Origin of the sequence: Halomonas alimentaria, assembly GCF_009902005.1 — a bacterium.
Classification (GTDB): domain Bacteria; phylum Pseudomonadota; class Gammaproteobacteria; order Pseudomonadales; family Halomonadaceae; genus Halomonas; species Halomonas alimentaria.
In genome coordinates, this window is sequence record NZ_WUTT01000001.1 from 360,648 (window position 1) to 379,159 (window position 18,512).

The window sequence follows — 18,512 nt, forward strand, 5'->3', positions numbered from 1 at the left end:
GTAGGTCATCGTCAGGCACTTATTCAGAAACCCCAGCCCATGGCTGGGGTTTCGTCGTTCCAGGGGTCTCCCCATGGCCCGTTTGTCGGGAACAAACGGGAACCGCTTCAGCGGGCCCGAAGGGCGAGTCTCAGGATGAGACGAGTAAAGTCCCGGAGTGCCGGCCCCCGGAGCGCCGGCCGGATCATCCTCAGGCACTTATTCAGAAAAGCTATAGAGCGACAATTACTCTGGCCGGCCGACGACAACTATTGTGGCCGGTTGCCCTAAGCTTGACCGCTTGTCCCGACCCACCAGGGAGCCGGTATGGCGGTCACCAGCCAACAGGTCACGCTCTATATGTCGCAACGCCAACAAGGCCAGACCCAGGAGGTCGCCGCCGCCAAGGCCGGCCTCTCCGTCAGAACCGCTCGCCGCCTCGAACGCCGGGCCGAGTCCTCTGAGCTGCCGGCACCACGGCACTGGCGAACCCGATCCGACCCCTTCGCCGATGTGTGGGAGACCACGCTCATCCCCCAGTTGGCCGCTGCCCCGGGCTTGCAGGCACTGACCCTGCTGGAGTGGCTGCAGGAGCAGCACCCCGGCCAGTATCCGGACAGCCTGCTGCGCACCCTGCAGCGCCGGGTCAAGGGCTGGCGGGCCGCGCACGGCCCGGAGAAAGAGGTGATGTTCCCGCAAACCCATGGCCCCGGGCTGCGCGGCCTCTCCGACTTCACCGAACTCAAGGGGATCGTCATTACCGTGGCAGGGGAGCCGCTTGATCACCGGCTCTACCACTTCCGCTTGGCCTACAGCGGCTGGTGTGATGTGCGGGTGGTGCTCGGTGGAGAGAGCTACCCGGCGCTGGCCGAAGGCCTGACCCGCGCGCTGGAGCGTCTTGGCGGTGTCCCCGCGGAGCACCGCACCGACAGCCTGTCGGCGGCCTTCCGCAACCTGGGCCGGGAGACGGAAGCCGACCTCACCGTGCGTTATGCCGCCCTGTGCGCTCACTACGGCATGACGGCCACCCGCAACAACCCGGGGCGCGGCCATGAAAACGCCAGCATCGAGTCGCCGCATGGTCACTTCAAGCGGCGCCTGCAGCAGCGCCTGGCGCTGCGTGGCTCCCAGGACTTCGCCAGCCTCGATGACTATCAGGCGTTCCTCGATGAGGTGGCCGCCGCGATCAACCGCCGCAACGCGGCCCGCATCACCGTCGAGCGTGGCGCGCTGCAGCCACTGCCCAGCCGGCCCGGTACCGACTACAGCGAGGTGACGGTGCGCGTCACCACCTCCAGCACTATCCAGGTGCGCAAGGTGCTCTACTCGGTGCCGTCCCGGTTGATCGGCGAGCGGCTGCGTGTACACCTCTACGACGATCGCTTGGTGCTGCATCACGCACAGCAAGCATTGCTGACGCTGAGGCGGCTGCATGCCACGCCGGAGAGCGGCCGGCTGCGGGTCATCGACTACCGCCATGTGATCGGCTGGCTGGTCCGCAAGCCCCGGGCGCTGGCGGGGCTGACGTTCCGCGACGACCTGTTGCCGAGCGCGGACTGGCGCGAGCTGTACGCCCGGCTGATCGCCGCCTTGCCGGTCGCCGAGGCCTGCAAGCGCATCGTCGGCGCCTTGGCGCTGGCCGCCGAGCAGGACCAGGCCGAGGCGATCGCCCGCTACTGGCTGGGCGCCCTGGCGCGCGGGAAGAGCCCAACGCTGGCTGAGCTTCAGGCCCGCTTCGCCGCCACCCCGAGCCACACGATCGCGTTCCCCCAGGTGACTCAGCATGAGATCGCCAGCTACGACCATCTGGTGCCCAGCGTGCCGGCCACGGAGGTGCGCTGCCATGCCTGATGCCCAGACCCTGCCACTGCTGCTGCGACAGCTCCGCCTACCCACCATGGCCGCCTGCTGGACCCAGCTGGAGACCCGCGCCCGGGCCGAGAACTGGAGCCTGCCACAAACGCTGGCCGCCCTGTGCGAGCACGAACTGGCCGAGCGTGAGCGACGCCGGCTGGCCCGGCACCTCAAGGAGGCTCGGCTGCCGGTGGGCAAAACGCTGGAGACCTTTGAGTTCGCTGCCATCGCGGCGGAGCAGCGCCGGCAGCTGAGCACCCTCGCGGGCGACACGCAGTGGGTCGACCAGGCCCACAACCTGCTGCTGTTCGGGCCCTCCGGCGTCGGCAAGAGCCACGTGGCGGCCGGGCTCGGCCATGCGCTGGTCGACCAGGGCTACCGGGTGCGCTACGCCACCGCCTCAAGCCTGGTCCAGGAGCTCCAGGCTGCCAAGCAGGCACTGCGCCTGAGCGACGCCCTGATCAAGCTCGACAAGTACGCCGTGCTGGTGATCGACGATATCGGCTACGTCCAACGCAGCGAGGCCGAGACGTCAGTGCTGTTCGAGCTGATCGCCCATCGCTACGAGTCGGCCAGCCTGATCATCACCGCCAACCAGCCGTTCAGCGCCTGGGACAGTATCTTCCCCGACAGCATGATGGCAGTGGCTGCCATCGACCGGTTGGTGCACCACGCCACGCTGATGGAGCTGAGCGGGGAGAGCTACCGTAAGCGTGCTTATCAACGACAATTACAAGGAGGAAAAGCTGGGTCGTCGGACTGACGACAACTACCCCACCCAACCGGCCATTTTAATTGTCGCCAAGCGGCCAAAGTAGTTGACGTCGCATAAAAGCCCCGATCATCGTGAGATGGTCGGGGCTTTTTGCGTTCGGGGTGTGCAGAAACGGGGCCGCGGGGCGCGGTTTCTGGGCAGTTACGTTTCCGGGGTGGCGCCGCATCCGATAGAATGAGGGCTTTTCCGGTCCGGGATCCCACGCATGACCATTGGTGACCTCATCCGCCTGCTCGGCGACGGCGAGTTCCACTCGGGCGAGCAGCTCGGTGAACAGCTCGGCGTGTCCCGTGCTGCGGTATGGAAGCAGCTACGCAAGCTCGAGTCCCTGGGGATCACCATGGAGGCGGTCAAGGGACAGGGCTATCGACTCGCCGAGCCCCTGGAGCTCCTCGACGGCCCGCGCATCATCGCGGACCTCTCGCACCAGGCGCGCACTCATCTGACTCGGCTCTTCGTCGAGGAGACCCTGCCATCCTCCAATGCCTTCCTGCGCGAGCGCTTCGAGCAGGGAGCGGGGCACGGCGAGGTATGCCTGGTGGAGCAGCAGAGCGCCGGGCGTGGCCGCCGTGGACGCGTCTGGTCCACCCCCTGGGGCCGCAGCCTGATGCTCTCCATGGGGTGGCGGGTGGAGTCTGGCATCGCGGCCCTGGAGGGGCTGAGCCTTGCCGTGGGGGTGGTGTTGGCCCGGGTACTGGAGAGTCATGGGGTGTCGCCGCTGCTCAAGTGGCCCAACGACGTCCTCCTGGCGTTGCCCGACGGAGGGTACGGCAAGCTGGCGGGTATCCTGGTAGAGGTCAGCGGTGACGCCTCGGGTCCCTGCGAAGTGGTGATCGGCATGGGGATCAATGTCTCCCTGCCCGAGAGCTTTCGCAGCACCCTGGAGCAGCCGGCCGCTGCCATCGAGGATCAGGCTGCCGGCGTGTCCCGCAATGCCCTGGCGGTCGACCTGCTGGAGGCGCTCCTGCCGCTGGTGGCGGAATTCGAACGCGATGGCTTTGCACCCTGGCGCGACGCCTGGAACGCGCGGCACGCCTTCGCCGGACGCGAGGTGGATGTGCTGAGCGGCGCTGCACAAGAGGTGGCGGTGGCCGACGGTGTCGATAGCTCCGGCAACCTGGTGGTGACCCAGGAGGGGCGGCGTCGCTGCCTGGCGGGTGGTGAAATCAGCCTGCGTGTGCGCTCATGATCCTCGATCTCGATATCGGCAATACCCTCTCCAAGTGGCGTCTCAAGGATGTCGACAGCAGCGAGATCCGCTCACGTGGTGCGGTGTGGACCCGGGAGGAGTGGCGGCCGGGTGCCGATATTCCCAACCTCGATGTGGTCGAGTCGGTGCGTATCTCCAGCGTGGCGCGACGCAGCGTGCTCGAGGAGACCGTTCAGCTACTACGTCAGCGTGTGGGTGCCGTGCACGTGGCCCGCTCTAGCCCCGAAGCGCTGGGTGTCACCAACGGGTATGAAGAGCCCGAGCGGCTGGGTGTCGATCGCTGGCTGGGGGTGCTGGCCGGTTACCAGCTGGTGGGAGGCTGCTGTGCGGTGGATTGCGGCAGTGCCATTACCATCGATTTCGTGCTGCCCGGCGGTCGCCACCTGGGGGGGTATATCCTGCCGGGGCTACGCCTGATGAAGGAGAGTCTGAAACTCGGCACGCGCAACGTGGCTATCGATCCCGACAGCGAGCCGGAGGAGCTGCTGGTTCCCGGCCGACGGACGGTGGAGGCGGTGAATCATGGCATCTACATGGCGGCGGTCAGCGCCATCAATCGTGTCTACGCCGAAGTCTGCGACAGTGAGGGGGTCGCGCTGCCGTTGATGCTGACCGGTGGTGATGCCCGTGTCGTCTCCCGGGGGCTACAGGTCCCCCACGCGGTCTGGTCCGACATGGTCTACGGGGGGTTGGAGGCCAGTTTTCCGTTGACTGCCGCTGAGCGGGCAGGGCGAATGGCAGGGGCTCCCCGCGTGCCGACACCTGTGGCACTGGAAAAGATTCGCGCCGGGCTTGCATTCTCCATGCTGCTTTGACACAATGCGCCGCGTTCCGAGGCGAAGGGCGGCGCTGCGAGTGGTGCTCCTTCGAGGCTGAAGAAGCTGATAAAACAGCGACTTGACAACCGGAGCAGCGGTGTTAAGATATGCCGCCAGTTGGAGGGGTTCCCGAGTGGCCAAAGGGAGCAGACTGTAAATCTGCCGCGAAAGCTTCGAAGGTTCGAATCCTTCCCCCTCCACCAGAATCAGATCGCGATGATCGATTTATCATCGGGGTCGCAATGAGTGGGTAGGCGGGCATAGTTCAATGGTAGAACCTCAGCCTTCCAAGCTGATGATGCGGGTTCGATCCCCGCTGCCCGCTCCAGCATCTCAGGATGCACAGGTTAGGCTCATGTAGCTCAGGGGTAGAGCACACCCTTGGTAAGGGTGAGGTCGACGGTTCAAATCCGTCCATGAGCTCCACATTGAAAAGGCGAGCCTAGGCTCGCCTTTTCTCTTTCTCGCCGCTGGGTCGATCATGGTGGCGAGAGGGGTTGCCAGGCGAAGCGGCTTTCGCTATGATGGCGCCCGCTGTTGAAGGCCGCCTGCAAAGGGCGGAGCAAGGCAGATACAGGCCAGTAGCTCAATTGGCAGAGCAGCGGTCTCCAAAACCGCAGGTTGGGGGTTCGATTCCCTCCTGGCCTGCCAGCCTTCCCCAGGCTGGTGCGTTCCCAGAAGATTTCACGTTTCGATTGCCGCGCCCTGAGGAGTCTCGTTTTCATGAAACATAACGCCGAGGTGCAGGAGTCGCGCCACGACGGGCTCAAGTGGGCGGTTGTCGTCACTCTGCTGGTCCTGGCCGTGGTAGGCAACACCTACTTTGCCGATCAGGCCCTGCTCTACCGTGTGCTGGGTGTCGTGGCGCTGAGTGCGCTGGCCGCTGTGGTGGCGTTTACCACTACCAAGGGCCGCGAACTCGCCGAACTGGCCCGTGCCGCCAAGAAAGAGATTCAGCGCGTGGTATGGCCGACTCGGCCCGAGACCATCCAGACCACGGTCATCGTGCTGGTCGCCGTGCTGGTGGTCGGCCTGATGCTGTGGCTGATCGACACCCTTCTTGGCTGGGCGATGTCCGGCGTTATCGGTTAGGAGCCCCCATGTCCAAGCGTTGGTATGTCGTTCACGCCTACTCCGGCTTCGAGAAGCATGTCATGCGCTCCCTCAAGGAGCGCGTGAAGATGTATGGCATGGAGGATCGCTTCGGCGAGATCCTGGTGCCGACCGAGGAAGTCGTCGAGATGCGTGACGGCAAGCGCCGCAAGAGCGAGCGCAAGTTCTATCCCGGCTATGTGCTGGTCGAGATGGAGATGGACGACGAGACCTGGCACCTGGTCAACGAGACCCCCCGCGTGATGGGGTTCATCGGTGGTACCAAGGAGAAGCCGGCGCCCATCACCCAGAAAGAGGCTGACGCCATCCTGCGCCGTGTCCAGGATGGGACCGACAAGCCCAAGCCCAAGACCCTGTTCGAGCCGGGTCAGTCGGTGCGCGTCATCGATGGCCCCTTCGCCGACTTCAACGGCGTCGTCGAGGAGGTCAACTACGACAAGAGTCGCGTTCAGGTCAGTGTGCTGATCTTCGGGCGCTCGACACCTGTCGAACTGGAATTCGCTCAGGTCGAGAAAGAGTAACGCTCGACCGATGCAGGCAGGGCCGCTGCGGCGGCCGCAACACCGGGGAGCCGCAAGGCGTTATTACCCAACTGGAGTCCTATCATGGCCAAGAAAGTACAGGCTTACATCAAGCTGCAGGTCGCAGCTGGTAAGGCTAACCCGAGTCCCCCCGTGGGCCCCGCGCTGGGTCAGCACGGCGTGAACATCATGGAGTTCTGCAAGGCGTTCAACGCCGCGACCCAGGAGATCGAGCCGGGTCTGCCCACTCCCGTGGTGATCACCGTCTATTCCGACCGCAGCTTCACCTTCATCACCAAGACCCCGCCCGCGGCGGTCCTGCTGAAGAAGGCGGCTGGTATCAAGTCCGGCTCCGGTGAGCCGAACAAGAACAAGGTCGGTACCGTGACCCGTGAGCAGCTCGAAGAGATCGCCAAGACCAAGGAGCCGGATCTGACGGCTGCCGATCTCGACGCCGCGGTGCGTACCATTGCCGGTAGTGCCCGCAGCATGGGCCTGAACGTGGAGGGTCTCTGATCATGGCCAAGCTGTCCAAGCGCGCACAGATGATTAGCGAGAAGGTCGACTCCACCAAGGTCTACTCTCTCGAGGAAGCCGTGGCCCTGCTCGCCGAGCTGTCCACGGTCAAGTTCAAGGAGTCCCTGGACGTCGCCATCAACCTGGGCGTCGATCCGCGGAAATCCGACCAGGTGGTTCGCGGTGCGACCGTGATGCCCAACGGCACCGGCAAGGACGTTCGCGTCGCCGTGTTCACCCAGGGTGCCAACGCCGACGCCGCCAAGGAAGCCGGTGCCGATATCGTCGGCATGGACGATCTGGCCGAGCAGGTCAAGAAGGGCCAGCTCGACTTCGACGTGGTGATCGCCTCGCCGGACGCCATGCGCGTCGTCGGCCAGCTGGGTCAGATCCTCGGTCCGCGCGGCCTGATGCCGAACCCCAAGGTCGGCACCGTGACTCCGGACGTCGCCACCGCGGTCAAGAACGCCAAGGCCGGTCAGGTGCGCTTCCGTACCGACAAGAACGGCATCATCCATACCACCCTTGGCAAGGTCGACTTCGACGCTTCCGCCATTCAGGGCAACCTGGATGCACTGGTCGCCGACCTGAAGAAGCTCAAGCCGAGCACCTCCAAGGGCATCTATTTCAAGAAGGTCACCCTGTCCACGACCATGGGCCCGGGTGTGACCATCGACCACTCTGGCCTGGTCTGACCGGTCAGCGGGTCGAGCAACTAGCAGTAACTTTGCGGTCCCCGTGTCGAGTCACGACTCGCCGGCGGGGCACCGTCAAAGACCGCAGGCGCCGCCTCTCTTCGGAAGGGCGGCTTAATCATCCCTTCGGGGCTGGCCTGCGCAGATGGTGTTGCCGCCAGGCTTCTGGTGAGCACCATCACCCAGGACTTCCGGCTCGCCCTCGGGCGGTCGGAAGAGATGGTAACCACCGGAACCCTCATCGCGAGGTTCCGGCACGAAGGAGTGATCACTGTGCCACTAGCACTCGAAGGCAAGAAGGCGATTGTTGCCGAGGTCAGTGAAGCGGCCAAGGATGCTCTCTCCGTCGTAGTTGCCGATTCTCGCGGCGTTACGGTCAGCAAGATGACCGACCTGCGCAAGCAGGCCCGCGAGAATGGCGTCCAGATCCGTGTTGTCCGCAACACCCTGGCACGCCGCGCCCTGTCCGGAACTCCCTGGGAGATCCTGGACGAGACCTTCTCGGGTCCGACCCTGCTGGCCTTCTCCTATGAGCACCCGGGCGCCGCTGCCCGCCTGTTCAAGGAGTTCGCCAAGGAGGAGAAGAACTTCGAGGTCAAGGCGCTGGCCTACGAAGGTGAGCTGATCCCGGCCACCGATCTCGACCGTCTGGCGACGCTGCCGACCTACGACGAGGCGATTGCCAAGCTGATGTCCGTCATGAAAGAGGCATCCGCCGGCAAGCTGGTCCGTACCCTGGCCGCCCTGCGCGACCAGAAGCAGGAAGAAGCCGCCTGAACGGCGAACTCCTGCAGGCAGCCTGAATCGAATATTGAATCCCGAGTCGACGCTCAAGTTCGACTCCCGCAAAGTTAGGAAACGTGACAATGGCACTGACCAAAGAAGACATCATCAACGCCGTCTCCGACATGTCCGTCATGGAAGTGGTCGAGCTGATCGAGGCCATGGAAGAGAAGTTCGGCGTGTCTGCCGCTGCCGCCGTCGTGGCCGGCCCGGCTGCCGGTGGTGAAGCCGCTGCCGAAGAGCAGACCGAGTTCGACCTGGTGCTGACCAGCGCCGGCGACAAGAAGGTCAACGTGATCAAGGTTGTCCGCGAGATCACCGGCCTGGGCCTGAAGGAAGCCAAGGGTGCCGTCGACGGCGCGCCGGCGACCATCAAGGAAGGCATGTCCAAGGAAGACGCAGAAGCGGCCAAGGCCAAGCTGGAAGAAGCCGGCGCGGGCGTGGAGCTCAAGTAAGTCCTTGAGCGACATGGCTTCACGCGCTGCGTAAGCTTCCACGGCTGGTGGCGGGACACCCGCTGCCGGCCTTTTTCTGTTGTCACTGGCCGCTGCCACGGCAGCCCGGCCAGCCGAATTCCAGAAGGCGAGCGACCCTCGAGGCGCTTGCCTTCATCGCCTGACGGAGCCGCATCCCGTCGGGTGGCGCCGACCACGCATCGGTCACCCATGGTGAACAAGCTGGGGAATACAGATGGCTTACTCATACACTGAGAAAAAACGCATCCGCAAGGATTTCGGCAAACTGCCCCAAGTGATGGATGTGCCCTACCTGCTGGCGATCCAGCTTGATTCCTATTACGACTTCCTCCAGCAGGACCGTGCGCCCGAGGAGCGTCTCGAGGTCGGCCTTCACGCCGCCTTCCGGTCGGTGTTCCCGATCGAGAGCTTCTCCGGCAATGCCGCCCTGGAGTACGTCAGCTACCGCTTCGGCACTCCGGCCTTCGACGTCAAGGAGTGCCAGCTGCGTGGCGTCACCTACTCGGCTCCCCTGCGCGTCAAGGTTCGCCTGATCATCTATGACAAGGAGTCATCCAACAAGGCGATCAAGGACATCAAGGAGCAGGAAGTCTACATGGGGGAGATCCCCCTGATGACCGAGAACGGTACCTTCGTGGTTAACGGTACCGAGCGTGTCATCGTCTCCCAGCTGCATCGTTCGCCCGGCGTGTTCTTCGACCATGACAAGGGCAAGAGCCACTCCTCAGGCAAGCTGCTCTACTCCGCCCGGGTGATCCCCTACCGTGGCTCCTGGCTCGACTTCGAGTTCGATCCGAAGGACAACGTCTTCGTCCGTATCGACCGTCGCCGCAAGCTGCCGGCCACGGTGCTGCTGCGCGCACTGGGCATGAGCGCCGAGGAAGTTCTCGACGAGTTCTTCGCGACCAGCACCTTCCACATCGAGAAGAACGGCTTCTCTGTGGAGCTGGTGCCGTCACGCCTGCGCGGCGAGACCGCCACCTTCGACATCAAGGATGCCGATGGTGGCATCATCGTCGAGGAAGGGCGTCGCATCACCCAGAAGCATATCCGCCAGCTGGAGAAGGTCGGCCTCGAGCGTCTCGAGGTGCCGATGGAGTACCTGTTCGGCAAGACCCTGGCCAAGGACCAGGTCGATCCCAACACCGGCGAGCTGATCTGCCCCTGCAACACCGAGATCACCCCGGAGCTGCTCGAGCGCGTCGGTCAGGCCGGTATCACCAGCCTCGAGACCCTCTACACCAACGACCTCGATTGCGGGCCCTTCGTCTCCGATACCCTGAAGCTAGATACCACCGGTTCCCAGCTCGAGGCGCTGGTCGAGATCTACCGCATGATGCGTCCCGGCGAGCCGCCCACCAAGGAGGCCGCCGAGACCCTGTTCAACAACCTGTTCTTCAGCGAGGACCGCTACGACCTCTCCGGCGTCGGTCGCATGAAGTTCAACCGCCGCCTGCGTCGCGACAGCGACACCGGTGCCGGCGTGCTCGACCGTCGCGATATCCTCGACGTGCTCAAGGAGCTGATCTACATCCGTAACGGCTACGGCGAGGTGGACGATATCGACCACCTGGGCAACCGTCGTATCCGCTGCGTGGGCGAGATGGCCGAGAACCAGTTCCGTGTCGGCCTGGTGCGCGTCGAGCGTGCGGTCAAGGAGCGTCTCTCCATGGCCGAGAGCGAGGGCCTGATGCCCCAGGACCTGATCAACGCCAAGCCCGTCGCCGCGGCGGTCAAGGAGTTCTTCGGTTCCAGCCAGCTCTCCCAGTTCATGGACCAGAACAACCCGCTCTCCGAGGTCACCCACAAGCGCCGCGTCTCCGCGCTCGGCCCGGGCGGCCTGACCCGTGAGCGGGCCGGCTTCGAGGTGCGTGACGTCCACGTCACCCACTACGGCCGTCTGTGCCCGATCGAGACCCCGGAAGGTCCCAACATCGGCCTGATCAACTCCCTGGCCACCTACAGCCACACCAACAGCTACGGCTTCCTCGAGACGCCGTACCGCAAGGTCGTGGATCGCAAGGTGACCGACGATGTGGTCCACCTCTCGGCCATCGAGGAGGGCGACTTCGTCATCGCCCAGGCCTCCGCCACCGTGGACGAGGCCGGCCAGCTGATCGATGACCTGGTGCAGGTGCGTCACAAGGGCGAGACCACCTTCATGCGTCCCGAGCAGGTGACGCTGATGGACGTCTCGCCGCGCCAGGTGGTCTCCGTGGCCGCGGCGCTGATCCCGTTCCTCGAGCACGATGACGCCAACCGCGCCCTGATGGGTGCCAACATGCAGCGTCAGGCGGTACCCACCCTGCGCGCCGACAAGCCGCTGGTCGGCACCGGCATGGAGCGTTTCGTGGCCCGCGACTCCGGCGTCTGCGCCGTGGCACGTCGTGGCGGCGTGATCGACTCCGTGGATGCCAAGCGCATCGTGGTGCGCATCAACGAGGACGAGATCATCGGCGGCGAGGCCGGCGTTGATATCTACAACCTCACCAAGTACGTGCGCTCCAACCAGAACACCTGTCAGAACCAGCGTCCGATCGTGCGTCCCGGCGACTCCGTGGCCCGTGGCGACATCCTGGCCGACGGTCCTTCGGTGGACATGGGCGACCTGGCCCTGGGCCAGAACATGCGCATCGCCTTCATGCCGTGGAACGGCTACAACTTCGAGGACTCCATCCTGCTCTCCGAGCGGGTCGTCCAGGAGGACCGTTTCACCACCATCCATATCCAGGAGCTGACCTGCGTCTCCCGCGACACCAAGCTGGGGCCGGAGGAGATCACCTCCGACATCCCCAACGTGGGCGAGTCGGCGCTCTCCAAGCTGGATGAGGCCGGTGTGGTCTACATCGGTGCCGAGGTCGGTCCGGGCGATATCCTGGTCGGCAAGGTCACGCCCAAGGGTGAGACCCAGCTGACGCCGGAAGAGAAGCTGCTGCGCGCCATCTTCGGCGAGAAGGCCAGCGACGTTAAGGACACCTCCCTGCGTGCCCCCACCGGCATGAAGGGTACCGTCATCGACGTCCAGGTGTTCACCCGCGACGGCGTGGAGAAGGACTCGCGTGCGCTCTCCATCGAGCAGATGCAGCTCGACGAGGTCCGCAAGGACCTCCAGGAGACCTACCGCATCGCCGAGGACGCCACCTTCGAGCGCCTCAAGCGGACCCTGAGCGGCCAGGCCGTCAACGGCGGGCCCCAGCTCAAGAAGGGTGATGTGCTCTCCACGAGCTACCTCGAGGAGCTGCCGCGTCAGCAGTGGTTCAAGCTGCGCCTGCAGGACGAGGCCCTCAACGAGCTGCTGGCCCAGGCCGACGAGCAGCTGGAGACGCGTCGCAAGGAGATGGACGAGCGCTTCGAGGACAAGAAGCGCAAGCTGACCCAGGGCGACGACCTGGCGCCCGGCGTGCTCAAGATCGTCAAGGTCTACATGGCGGTGAAGCGTCGCCTGCAGCCGGGCGACAAGATGGCCGGCCGCCACGGTAACAAGGGTGTCATCTCGGCGATCATGCCCATTGAGGACATGCCCTTCGACGACCAGGGTGAGCCGGTGGACGTGGTGTTGAACCCGCTGGGCGTGCCGTCGCGCATGAACGTGGGGCAGATACTGGAGACCCACCTGGGCCTCGCCGCCTGGGGGCTGGGTCGCAAGATCGACGGCCTGCTGCGCGATGCCCGCGAACAGCAGGTGGCCGAGATCCGCGACTTCCTGGGGCAGGTCTACAACTCCACCCCGGGCACCCGTGTCGAGGAGCTCGAGTCGCTCTCCGATGACGAGGTGATCGCCCTGGCCAAGAACCTGAAGGCGGGCGTGCCGATGTCCACGCCGGTGTTCGATGGTGCCGACGAGCACGAGATCAAGCACCTGCTGCGGCTGGCCGAGCTGCCGGATTCCGGTCAGATGACGCTCTACGACGGCCGTACCGGTGACGCCTTCGATCGTCCGGTGACCGTCGGCTACATGTACATGCTCAAGCTCAACCACCTGGTGGACGACAAGATGCACGCGCGCTCCACCGGCTCCTACTCGCTGGTCACCCAGCAGCCGCTGGGCGGCAAGGCGCAGTTCGGTGGTCAGCGCTTCGGTGAGATGGAGGTCTGGGCCCTGGAGGCGTACGGCGCCGCCTACACCCTCCAGGAGATGCTCACCGTCAAGTCCGACGACGTGGAGGGTCGCACCAAGATGTACAAGAACATCGTGGATGGCGACCACGCCATGCAGGCGGGCATGCCGGAATCCTTCAACGTGCTGGTGAAGGAGATCCGCTCGCTGGGCATCGACATCGAGCTCGAGAGCTGAGGCGGCCGACGCTTCACATTATGACGGTCCGCGGGGGCGGCAGCAGTGCCCCCGCCCATGACAACTCCGCAGCGGAGCCGACCCCATGAAAGATTTGGTGAAAGTCCTCAAATCGCAGTCTCAGTCCGACGAGTTCGACGCGATCAAGATTACCCTGGCGTCCCCGGACATGATCCGCTCCTGGTCGTTCGGCGAGGTCAAGAAGCCCGAGACCATCAACTACCGTACCTTCAAGCCGGAGCGGGACGGCCTTTTCTGCGCCAAGATCTTCGGCCCGGTGAAGGACTACGAGTGCCTGTGCGGCAAGTACAAGCGCATGAAGCACCGTGGGATCATCTGCGAGAAGTGCGGCGTCGAGGTGACCAAGGCCGCCGTGCGTCGCGAGCGCATGGGCCACATCGAGCTGGCAAGCCCGGTCGCCCATATCTGGTTCCTGAAGTCGCTGCCCTCGCGCATCGGCATGTTCCTGGACATGACCCTGCGTGATATCGAGCGCGTGCTCTACTTCGAGAGCTTCGTGGTCATCGATCCGGGCATGACCACGCTGGAGCGTGGCCAGCTGCTCAACGACGAGCAGTACTTCGAGGCCCTCGAGGAGTTCGGTGACGACTTCGACGCCCGCATGGGTGCCGAGGCGGTCCAGGCGCTGCTCAAGGACATCGACATGCTCGAGGAGATCGAGCGCCTGCGCGAGGAGATCCCGCAGACCAACTCCGAGACCAAGATCAAGAAGCTCTCCAAGCGGCTCAAGCTGCTGGAGGCCTTCCAGGGCTCCGGCAACGACCCGGCGTGGATGGTCATGGAGGTGCTGCCGGTACTGCCGCCGGACCTGCGTCCGCTGGTGCCGCTGGACGGTGGCCGCTTCGCCACCTCGGATCTCAACGACCTCTACCGTCGTGTGATCAACCGCAACAACCGCCTCAAGCGGCTGCTCGACCTCAATGCGCCCGACATCATCGTGCGCAACGAGAAGCGCATGCTGCAGGAGGCGGTGGATGCACTGCTGGACAACGGCCGTCGCGGCCGGGCCATCACCGGCTCCAACAAGCGCCCGTTGAAGTCCCTGGCCGACATGATCAAGGGCAAGCAGGGTCGCTTCCGCCAGAACCTGCTGGGCAAGCGCGTCGACTACTCCGGCCGCTCGGTCATCACCGTGGGCCCGACCCTGCGCCTGCACCAGTGCGGCCTGCCCAAGAAGATGGCGCTGGAGCTGTTCAAGCCGTTCATCTACTCCAAGCTGCAGTCGCTGGGGCATGCCTCCACGATCAAGGCCGCCAAGAAGATGGTCGAGCGCGAGACGGCGGAGGTGTGGGACATCCTCGCCGACGTCATCCGCGAGCACCCGGTGCTGCTCAACCGCGCCCCGACCCTGCACCGCCTCGGCATCCAGGCCTTCGAGCCGCTGCTGATCGAGGGCAAGGCGATCCAGCTGCACCCGCTGGTGTGTGCCGCCTACAACGCCGACTTCGACGGTGACCAGATGGCGGTCCACGTGCCGCTGACCCTGGAGGCCCAGCTCGAGGCGCGCACGCTGATGATGGCGACCAACAACGTGCTGTCGCCGGCCAACGGCGAGCCGATCATCGTGCCCTCCCAGGACGTGGTGCTGGGTCTCTACTACATGACCCGCGAGAAGATCAACGCCAAGGGCGAGGGCATGGTGTTCTCCGACCTCAACGAGGTGGAGCGTGCCTTCAACACCCAGCATGTGGCGCTGCATGCCCGCATCAAGGTGCGCCTGGACGAGGTGCTGATCGACGAGGAGAGCGGCGAGAAGACCCACCAGCGCGTGCTGCGCGACACCACCGTGGGTCGTGCGCTGCTGTTCCGCATCCTGCCGGAGGGCGTGCCCTTCGAGCTGGTCGACCAGCCGATGAAGAAGAAGGCGATCTCGGGCCTGCTCAACGAGGTGTATCGCCGCGCCGGCCTCAAGCCGACGGTGATCTTTGCCGACCAGCTGATGTACACCGGCTTCCGCCTGGCCACCTGGTCCGGCGCCTCCATCGGCGTCAACGACTTCGTCATCCCGGACGCCAAGGCCGAGATCGTCGAGGGTGCCGAGGAGGAGGTGAAGGAGATCGAGGACCAGTTCTCCTCGGGCCTCGTCACCGCCGGCGAGAAGTACAACAAGGTGATCGACATCTGGTCCAAGGCCAACGACAAGGTGGCCAAGGCGATGATGGCGGGCATCTCCAAGGAGACCGTGGTCGACCGCGAAGGCAAGGAGGTCGAACAGGACTCCTTCAACAGCGTGTTCATCATGGCCGACTCCGGTGCCCGGGGTAGCGCCGCCCAGATCCGTCAGCTGGCCGGCATGCGTGGCCTGATGGCCAAGCCGGATGGCTCGATCATCGAGACGCCGATCGTCGCCAACTTCCGTGAGGGCCTGAACGTACTCCAGTACTTCATCTCCACCCACGGTGCCCGTAAGGGTCTAGCGGACACGGCACTCAAGACCGCCAACTCCGGTTACCTGACCCGTCGCCTGGTCGACGTGGCCCAGGACATGGTGATCACCGAGAAGGACTGCGGCACCGAGCGTGGCCTGACCCTGCACCCGGTCATCGAGGGCGGCGATATCATCGTCTCCTTGGCCCAGCGCGTGCTGGGTCGTGTGGTCGCCCAGGACGTCATCGACCCGGCCAGCGACGAGGTGCTGATTCCGCGCGGCACGCTGCTCGACGAGAAGTGGTGCGCCGAGCTCGACACCATGGGCGTCGACGAGATCGTGGTGCGCAGCGCGATCAGCTGCCAGACCGCCCATGGCGTCTGTTCGGCCTGCTACGGCCGCGACCTGGCGCGTGGCCACGAGGTCAACATCGGCGAGTCCGTGGGCGTCATCGCCGCCCAGTCCATCGGTGAGCCGGGTACCCAGCTGACCATGCGGACCTTCCACATCGGTGGTGCGGCCTCGCGGGCCTCCGCGGTGGACAGCGTCCAGGTCAAGCACGGCGGCAAGGTGCGTCTGCACAACATCAAGTACGTGGAGCGCGCCGACGGCAAGCTGGTGGTGGTTTCCCGCTCCAGCGCCCTGGCCGTCGCCGACGACCATGGTCGTGAGCGCGAGTACTACAAGCTGCCCTACGGCGCGGAGCTCTCCGTGCGCGACGGCGACAGCGTCGAGGCCGGCCAGGCGGTGGCCAAGTGGGACCCGCACACCCACCCCATCGTCGCCGAGGCCGAGGGTGCCGTGCAGTACGCCGACATGGACGAGGGCGTCACCATCCACCGCAGCGTGGACGAGATGACTGGCCTCTCCTCCATCGAGGTGATCGAGGCGGCGGCGCGTCCCATGGCCGGTCGCGACAAGCGCCCGATGATCCTGCTCAACGACGAGACCGGCCAGCCGGTCACCGTCACCGGCTCCGACACCCCGGTACAGTACCCGCTGCCCGGCAAGTCGATCGTCACCGCCGACAACGGCGCGAAGATCGGTGTCGGTGAGGTGGTCGCACGCATCCCGGTGGAGGCGTCCGGCAACAAGGACATCACCGGTGGTCTGCCGCGGGTTGCCGACCTGTTCGAGGCGCGCAAGCCCAAGGAACCGTCGATCCTCGCCGAGATCAGCGGCGTGATCAGCTTCGGCAAGGAGACCAAGGGCAAGCGTCGCCTGACCATCACCCCGCAGGACGGCGACCCCTACGAGGCGCTGATCCCGAAGTGGCGTCAGATCGCCGTCTTCGAGGGTGAGTCGGTGGAGAAGGGCGAGGTCATCTCCGATGGCCCCAGCAACCCCCACGATATCCTGCGTCTGCTGGGTGTGGAGGAGCTGGCCAAGTACATCAGCGCCGAGATCCAGGAGGTCTACCGCCTCCAGGGCGTGGGCATCAACGACAAGCACATCGAGGTGATCGTGCGTCAGATGCTGCGCAAGGTGGAGATCACCGATGCCGGTGATTCCGACTTCATTCCCGGCGACCAGGCCGAGCTGGTCCGCGTGCTCGAGCAGAATGCGCGCCTCGAGAAGGAAGAGAAGTTCCCGGCCAAGTACCAGCGCGTGCTGCTGGGTATCACCAAGGCCAGCCTGGCCACCGAGTCGTTCATCTCCGCGGCCTCCTTCCAGGAGACCACGCGAGTGCTGACCGAGGCGGCGGTGACCGGCAAGCGCGACTACCTGCGCGGCCTGAAGGAAAACGTGGTGGTGGGACGTCTGATCCCGGCCGGTACCGGCCTGACCCACCACGCCGAGCGGCGCCGCCGGCGCGATGGCGTGGTGGAGCCCGCCGCGCCCTCGGCCCACGATGTCGAGCAGGAGCTGGGCGCCCAGCTCACCGCGCTGGACTCGGACGACGACGAGATCTGACATCCACCGACCCGGGTCCGGCCGCCATGGCGGTCGGGCTTGACGGTCGGGGGCGTCAGCCAGTAGAATGCGCAGCCTTTAACAGTGGGGCGGGTGCGCCCGCACCCGCTGGTGAGGCAGCGCAGTACAGGAAAGCGAGCGGCTACCTCGCTTCCGCCAAGGCAACCCATTGGAGCAATAGATGGCAACGATCAATCAGCTGGTGCGCAAGCCGCGCAAGCGCCCCGTCACCAAGAGTGACGTGCCGGCGCTGCAGGCCTGCCCGCAGAAGCGCGGCGTCTGCACCCGCGTCTACACGACCACCCCTAAGAAGCCGAACTCCGCACTGCGTAAGGTGTGCCGTGTTCGTCTGACCAACGGCTACGAGGTCTCCTCGTACATCGGTGGTGAGGGTCACAACCTCCAGGAGCACTCCGTGGTGCTGATCCGCGGCGGTCGAGTCAAGGACCTTCCCGGTGTGCGTTATCACACCGTGCGTGGCGCCCTGGACACCTCCGGCGTTCAGAACCGTAAGCAGGGCCGTTCCAAGTACGGTGCCAAGCGTCCCAAGGCCTGATCGGCCCGGATCGCGATTAGACCACCAATTGATACCGGTCTGATAAGAGTAAGGTCGGGCGTCGCGGCTTCGAGAGGAGTGTGCGGGAGTCCCGGGTTTACCTGAAGGACCCTTCAACAGAGGGCTTATCATGCCTAGAAGAAGAGTTGCGGCCAAGCGCGAGATCCTGCCGGATCCCAAGTTCGGAAGCGAGCGCCTGGCGAAGTTCATGAACCACCTGATGATCGGCGGCAAGAAGTCCGTAGCTGAGCGCATCGTCTATGGTGCGCTGGACAGGGTTGCCGAGCGCAGTAACGAAGAGCCGCTGGAGATCTTCGACAAGGCGCTGGAAAGCATCCAGCCCATGGTCGAGGTGAAGTCTCGCCGCGTTGGCGGTGCGACCTATCAGGTGCCGGTCGAGGTGCGCCCGTCGCGCCGTCAGGCGCTGGCCATGCGTTGGCTGGCCGATGCGGCGCGTCGCCGTGGTGAGAAGACCATGGTGCTGCGTCTCGCCGGCGAGATGCTCGACGCCGCCGAGGGCAAGGGTTCTGCGGTCAAGAAGCGTGAAGACGTGCACCGTATGGCAGAAGCCAACAAGGCCTTCTCTCACTACCGGTTCTGATCAGCGCTTCCAAACGCA

At 65.0% G+C, this 18,512-nt stretch carries 14 protein-coding genes and 4 tRNA genes; all 18 read left to right on the plus strand.

Annotation, left to right across the window (positions count from 1 at the left end; genetic code table 11):
- The first annotated feature begins 306 nt into the window (after window positions 1-306).
- The 18 genes from istA (at window position 307) to rpsG (ending at window position 18,494) form a co-directional block, all read left to right on the plus strand.
- Window positions 307-1,830, plus strand: coding sequence for an IS21 family transposase (istA, locus tag GRB96_RS01690; protein ID WP_161430162.1), 1,524 nt, complete (start codon window positions 307-309; stop codon window positions 1,828-1,830).
- Window positions 1,823-2,596: an IS21-like element helper ATPase IstB gene (gene istB / locus GRB96_RS01695; protein WP_161430163.1), complete on the plus strand. Its 774-nt coding sequence runs from the start codon at window positions 1,823-1,825 to the stop codon at window positions 2,594-2,596. The genes istA and istB overlap by 8 nt, the downstream gene beginning before the upstream one ends.
- A 217-nt stretch (window positions 2,597-2,813) precedes the next feature.
- A complete protein-coding gene (locus tag GRB96_RS01700) occupies window positions 2,814-3,797 on the plus strand; it encodes a biotin--[acetyl-CoA-carboxylase] ligase (RefSeq protein WP_161430164.1) in 984 nt (327 codons plus the stop codon).
- Window positions 3,794-4,633, plus strand: a complete 840-nt coding sequence (locus GRB96_RS01705) for a type III pantothenate kinase (RefSeq protein WP_161430165.1) — start codon at window positions 3,794-3,796, stop codon at window positions 4,631-4,633. Before GRB96_RS01700 ends, GRB96_RS01705 begins: the two co-directional genes overlap by 4 nt.
- Window positions 4,634-4,755: 122 nt before the next feature.
- Window positions 4,756-4,839 (plus strand) — tRNA-Tyr (locus tag GRB96_RS01710).
- Window positions 4,840-4,890: 51 nt separating this feature from the next.
- Window positions 4,891-4,964 (plus strand) — tRNA-Gly (locus GRB96_RS01715).
- A 23-nt stretch (window positions 4,965-4,987) separates the two neighbouring features.
- Window positions 4,988-5,062 (plus strand) — tRNA-Thr (locus GRB96_RS01720).
- Window positions 5,063-5,211: 149 nt separating this feature from the next.
- Window positions 5,212-5,287 (plus strand) — tRNA-Trp (locus tag GRB96_RS01725).
- Between the two features lie 72 nt (window positions 5,288-5,359).
- Window positions 5,360-5,728 carry a preprotein translocase subunit SecE gene (secE, locus tag GRB96_RS01730; RefSeq protein WP_161430166.1) on the plus strand — a complete coding sequence of 123 codons (369 nt, stop codon included), beginning with the start codon at window positions 5,360-5,362 and terminating at the stop codon, window positions 5,726-5,728.
- An 8-nt stretch (window positions 5,729-5,736) separates the two neighbouring features.
- Window positions 5,737-6,270 (plus strand): transcription termination/antitermination protein NusG, encoded by a 534-nt coding sequence (nusG, locus tag GRB96_RS01735; protein ID WP_161430167.1) that lies wholly within the window; start codon window positions 5,737-5,739, stop codon window positions 6,268-6,270.
- 84 nt (window positions 6,271-6,354) lie between these two features.
- The gene (gene rplK / locus GRB96_RS01740) at window positions 6,355-6,786 is read left to right on the plus strand and encodes a 50S ribosomal protein L11 (protein ID WP_132044070.1); all 432 of its coding nucleotides are present in this window, start codon (window positions 6,355-6,357) and stop codon (window positions 6,784-6,786) included.
- A gap of 2 nt (window positions 6,787-6,788) precedes the next feature.
- Window positions 6,789-7,481, plus strand: coding sequence for a 50S ribosomal protein L1 (gene rplA / locus GRB96_RS01745; protein ID WP_161430168.1), 693 nt, complete (start codon window positions 6,789-6,791; stop codon window positions 7,479-7,481).
- Window positions 7,482-7,754: 273 nt separating this feature from the next.
- Window positions 7,755-8,258, plus strand: a complete 504-nt coding sequence (rplJ, locus tag GRB96_RS01750) for a 50S ribosomal protein L10 (protein ID WP_161430169.1) — start codon at window positions 7,755-7,757, stop codon at window positions 8,256-8,258.
- Window positions 8,259-8,347: 89 nt separating this feature from the next.
- On the plus strand, window positions 8,348-8,719 hold the full coding sequence (gene rplL, locus GRB96_RS01755; RefSeq protein ID WP_161430170.1) for a 50S ribosomal protein L7/L12: 372 nt from the start codon (window positions 8,348-8,350) through the stop codon (window positions 8,717-8,719).
- 235 nt (window positions 8,720-8,954) lie between these two features.
- Window positions 8,955-13,034, plus strand: a complete 4,080-nt coding sequence (rpoB, locus tag GRB96_RS01760) for a DNA-directed RNA polymerase subunit beta (protein WP_161430171.1) — start codon at window positions 8,955-8,957, stop codon at window positions 13,032-13,034.
- 85 nt (window positions 13,035-13,119) lie between these two features.
- Window positions 13,120-17,337 (plus strand): DNA-directed RNA polymerase subunit beta', encoded by a 4,218-nt coding sequence (rpoC, locus tag GRB96_RS01765; protein ID WP_161430172.1) that lies wholly within the window; start codon window positions 13,120-13,122, stop codon window positions 17,335-17,337.
- Window positions 17,338-17,518: 181 nt separating this feature from the next.
- Complete coding sequence (rpsL, locus tag GRB96_RS01770; protein ID WP_161430173.1) at window positions 17,519-17,893, plus strand: 30S ribosomal protein S12; 375 nt, start codon at window positions 17,519-17,521, stop codon at window positions 17,891-17,893.
- Window positions 17,894-18,023: 130 nt separating this feature from the next.
- Window positions 18,024-18,494 (plus strand): 30S ribosomal protein S7, encoded by a 471-nt coding sequence (gene rpsG, locus GRB96_RS01775; RefSeq protein WP_161430174.1) that lies wholly within the window; start codon window positions 18,024-18,026, stop codon window positions 18,492-18,494.
- Window positions 18,495-18,512: the final 18 nt, after the last annotated feature.

Excerpts from the sequence above, each read along its gene's own strand:
- istA (WP_161430162.1), top strand. The coding sequence starts at position 307 with ATGGCGGTCACCAGCCAACAGGTCACGCTCTATATGTCGCAACGCCAA.
- istB (WP_161430163.1), top strand. The coding sequence starts at position 1,823 with ATGCCTGATGCCCAGACCCTGCCACTGCTGCTGCGACAGCTCCGCCTA.
- GRB96_RS01700 (WP_161430164.1), top strand. The coding sequence starts at position 2,814 with ATGACCATTGGTGACCTCATCCGCCTGCTCGGCGACGGCGAGTTCCAC.
- GRB96_RS01705 (WP_161430165.1), top strand. The coding sequence starts at position 3,794 with ATGATCCTCGATCTCGATATCGGCAATACCCTCTCCAAGTGGCGTCTC.
- secE (WP_161430166.1), top strand. The coding sequence starts at position 5,360 with ATGAAACATAACGCCGAGGTGCAGGAGTCGCGCCACGACGGGCTCAAG.
- nusG (WP_161430167.1), top strand. The coding sequence starts at position 5,737 with ATGTCCAAGCGTTGGTATGTCGTTCACGCCTACTCCGGCTTCGAGAAG.
- rplK (WP_132044070.1), top strand. The coding sequence starts at position 6,355 with ATGGCCAAGAAAGTACAGGCTTACATCAAGCTGCAGGTCGCAGCTGGT.
- rplA (WP_161430168.1), top strand. The coding sequence starts at position 6,789 with ATGGCCAAGCTGTCCAAGCGCGCACAGATGATTAGCGAGAAGGTCGAC.
- rplL (WP_161430170.1), top strand. The coding sequence starts at position 8,348 with ATGGCACTGACCAAAGAAGACATCATCAACGCCGTCTCCGACATGTCC.
- rpoB (WP_161430171.1), top strand. The coding sequence starts at position 8,955 with ATGGCTTACTCATACACTGAGAAAAAACGCATCCGCAAGGATTTCGGC.
- rpoC (WP_161430172.1), top strand. The coding sequence starts at position 13,120 with ATGAAAGATTTGGTGAAAGTCCTCAAATCGCAGTCTCAGTCCGACGAG.
- rpsL (WP_161430173.1), top strand. The coding sequence starts at position 17,519 with ATGGCAACGATCAATCAGCTGGTGCGCAAGCCGCGCAAGCGCCCCGTC.
- rpsG (WP_161430174.1), top strand. The coding sequence starts at position 18,024 with ATGCCTAGAAGAAGAGTTGCGGCCAAGCGCGAGATCCTGCCGGATCCC.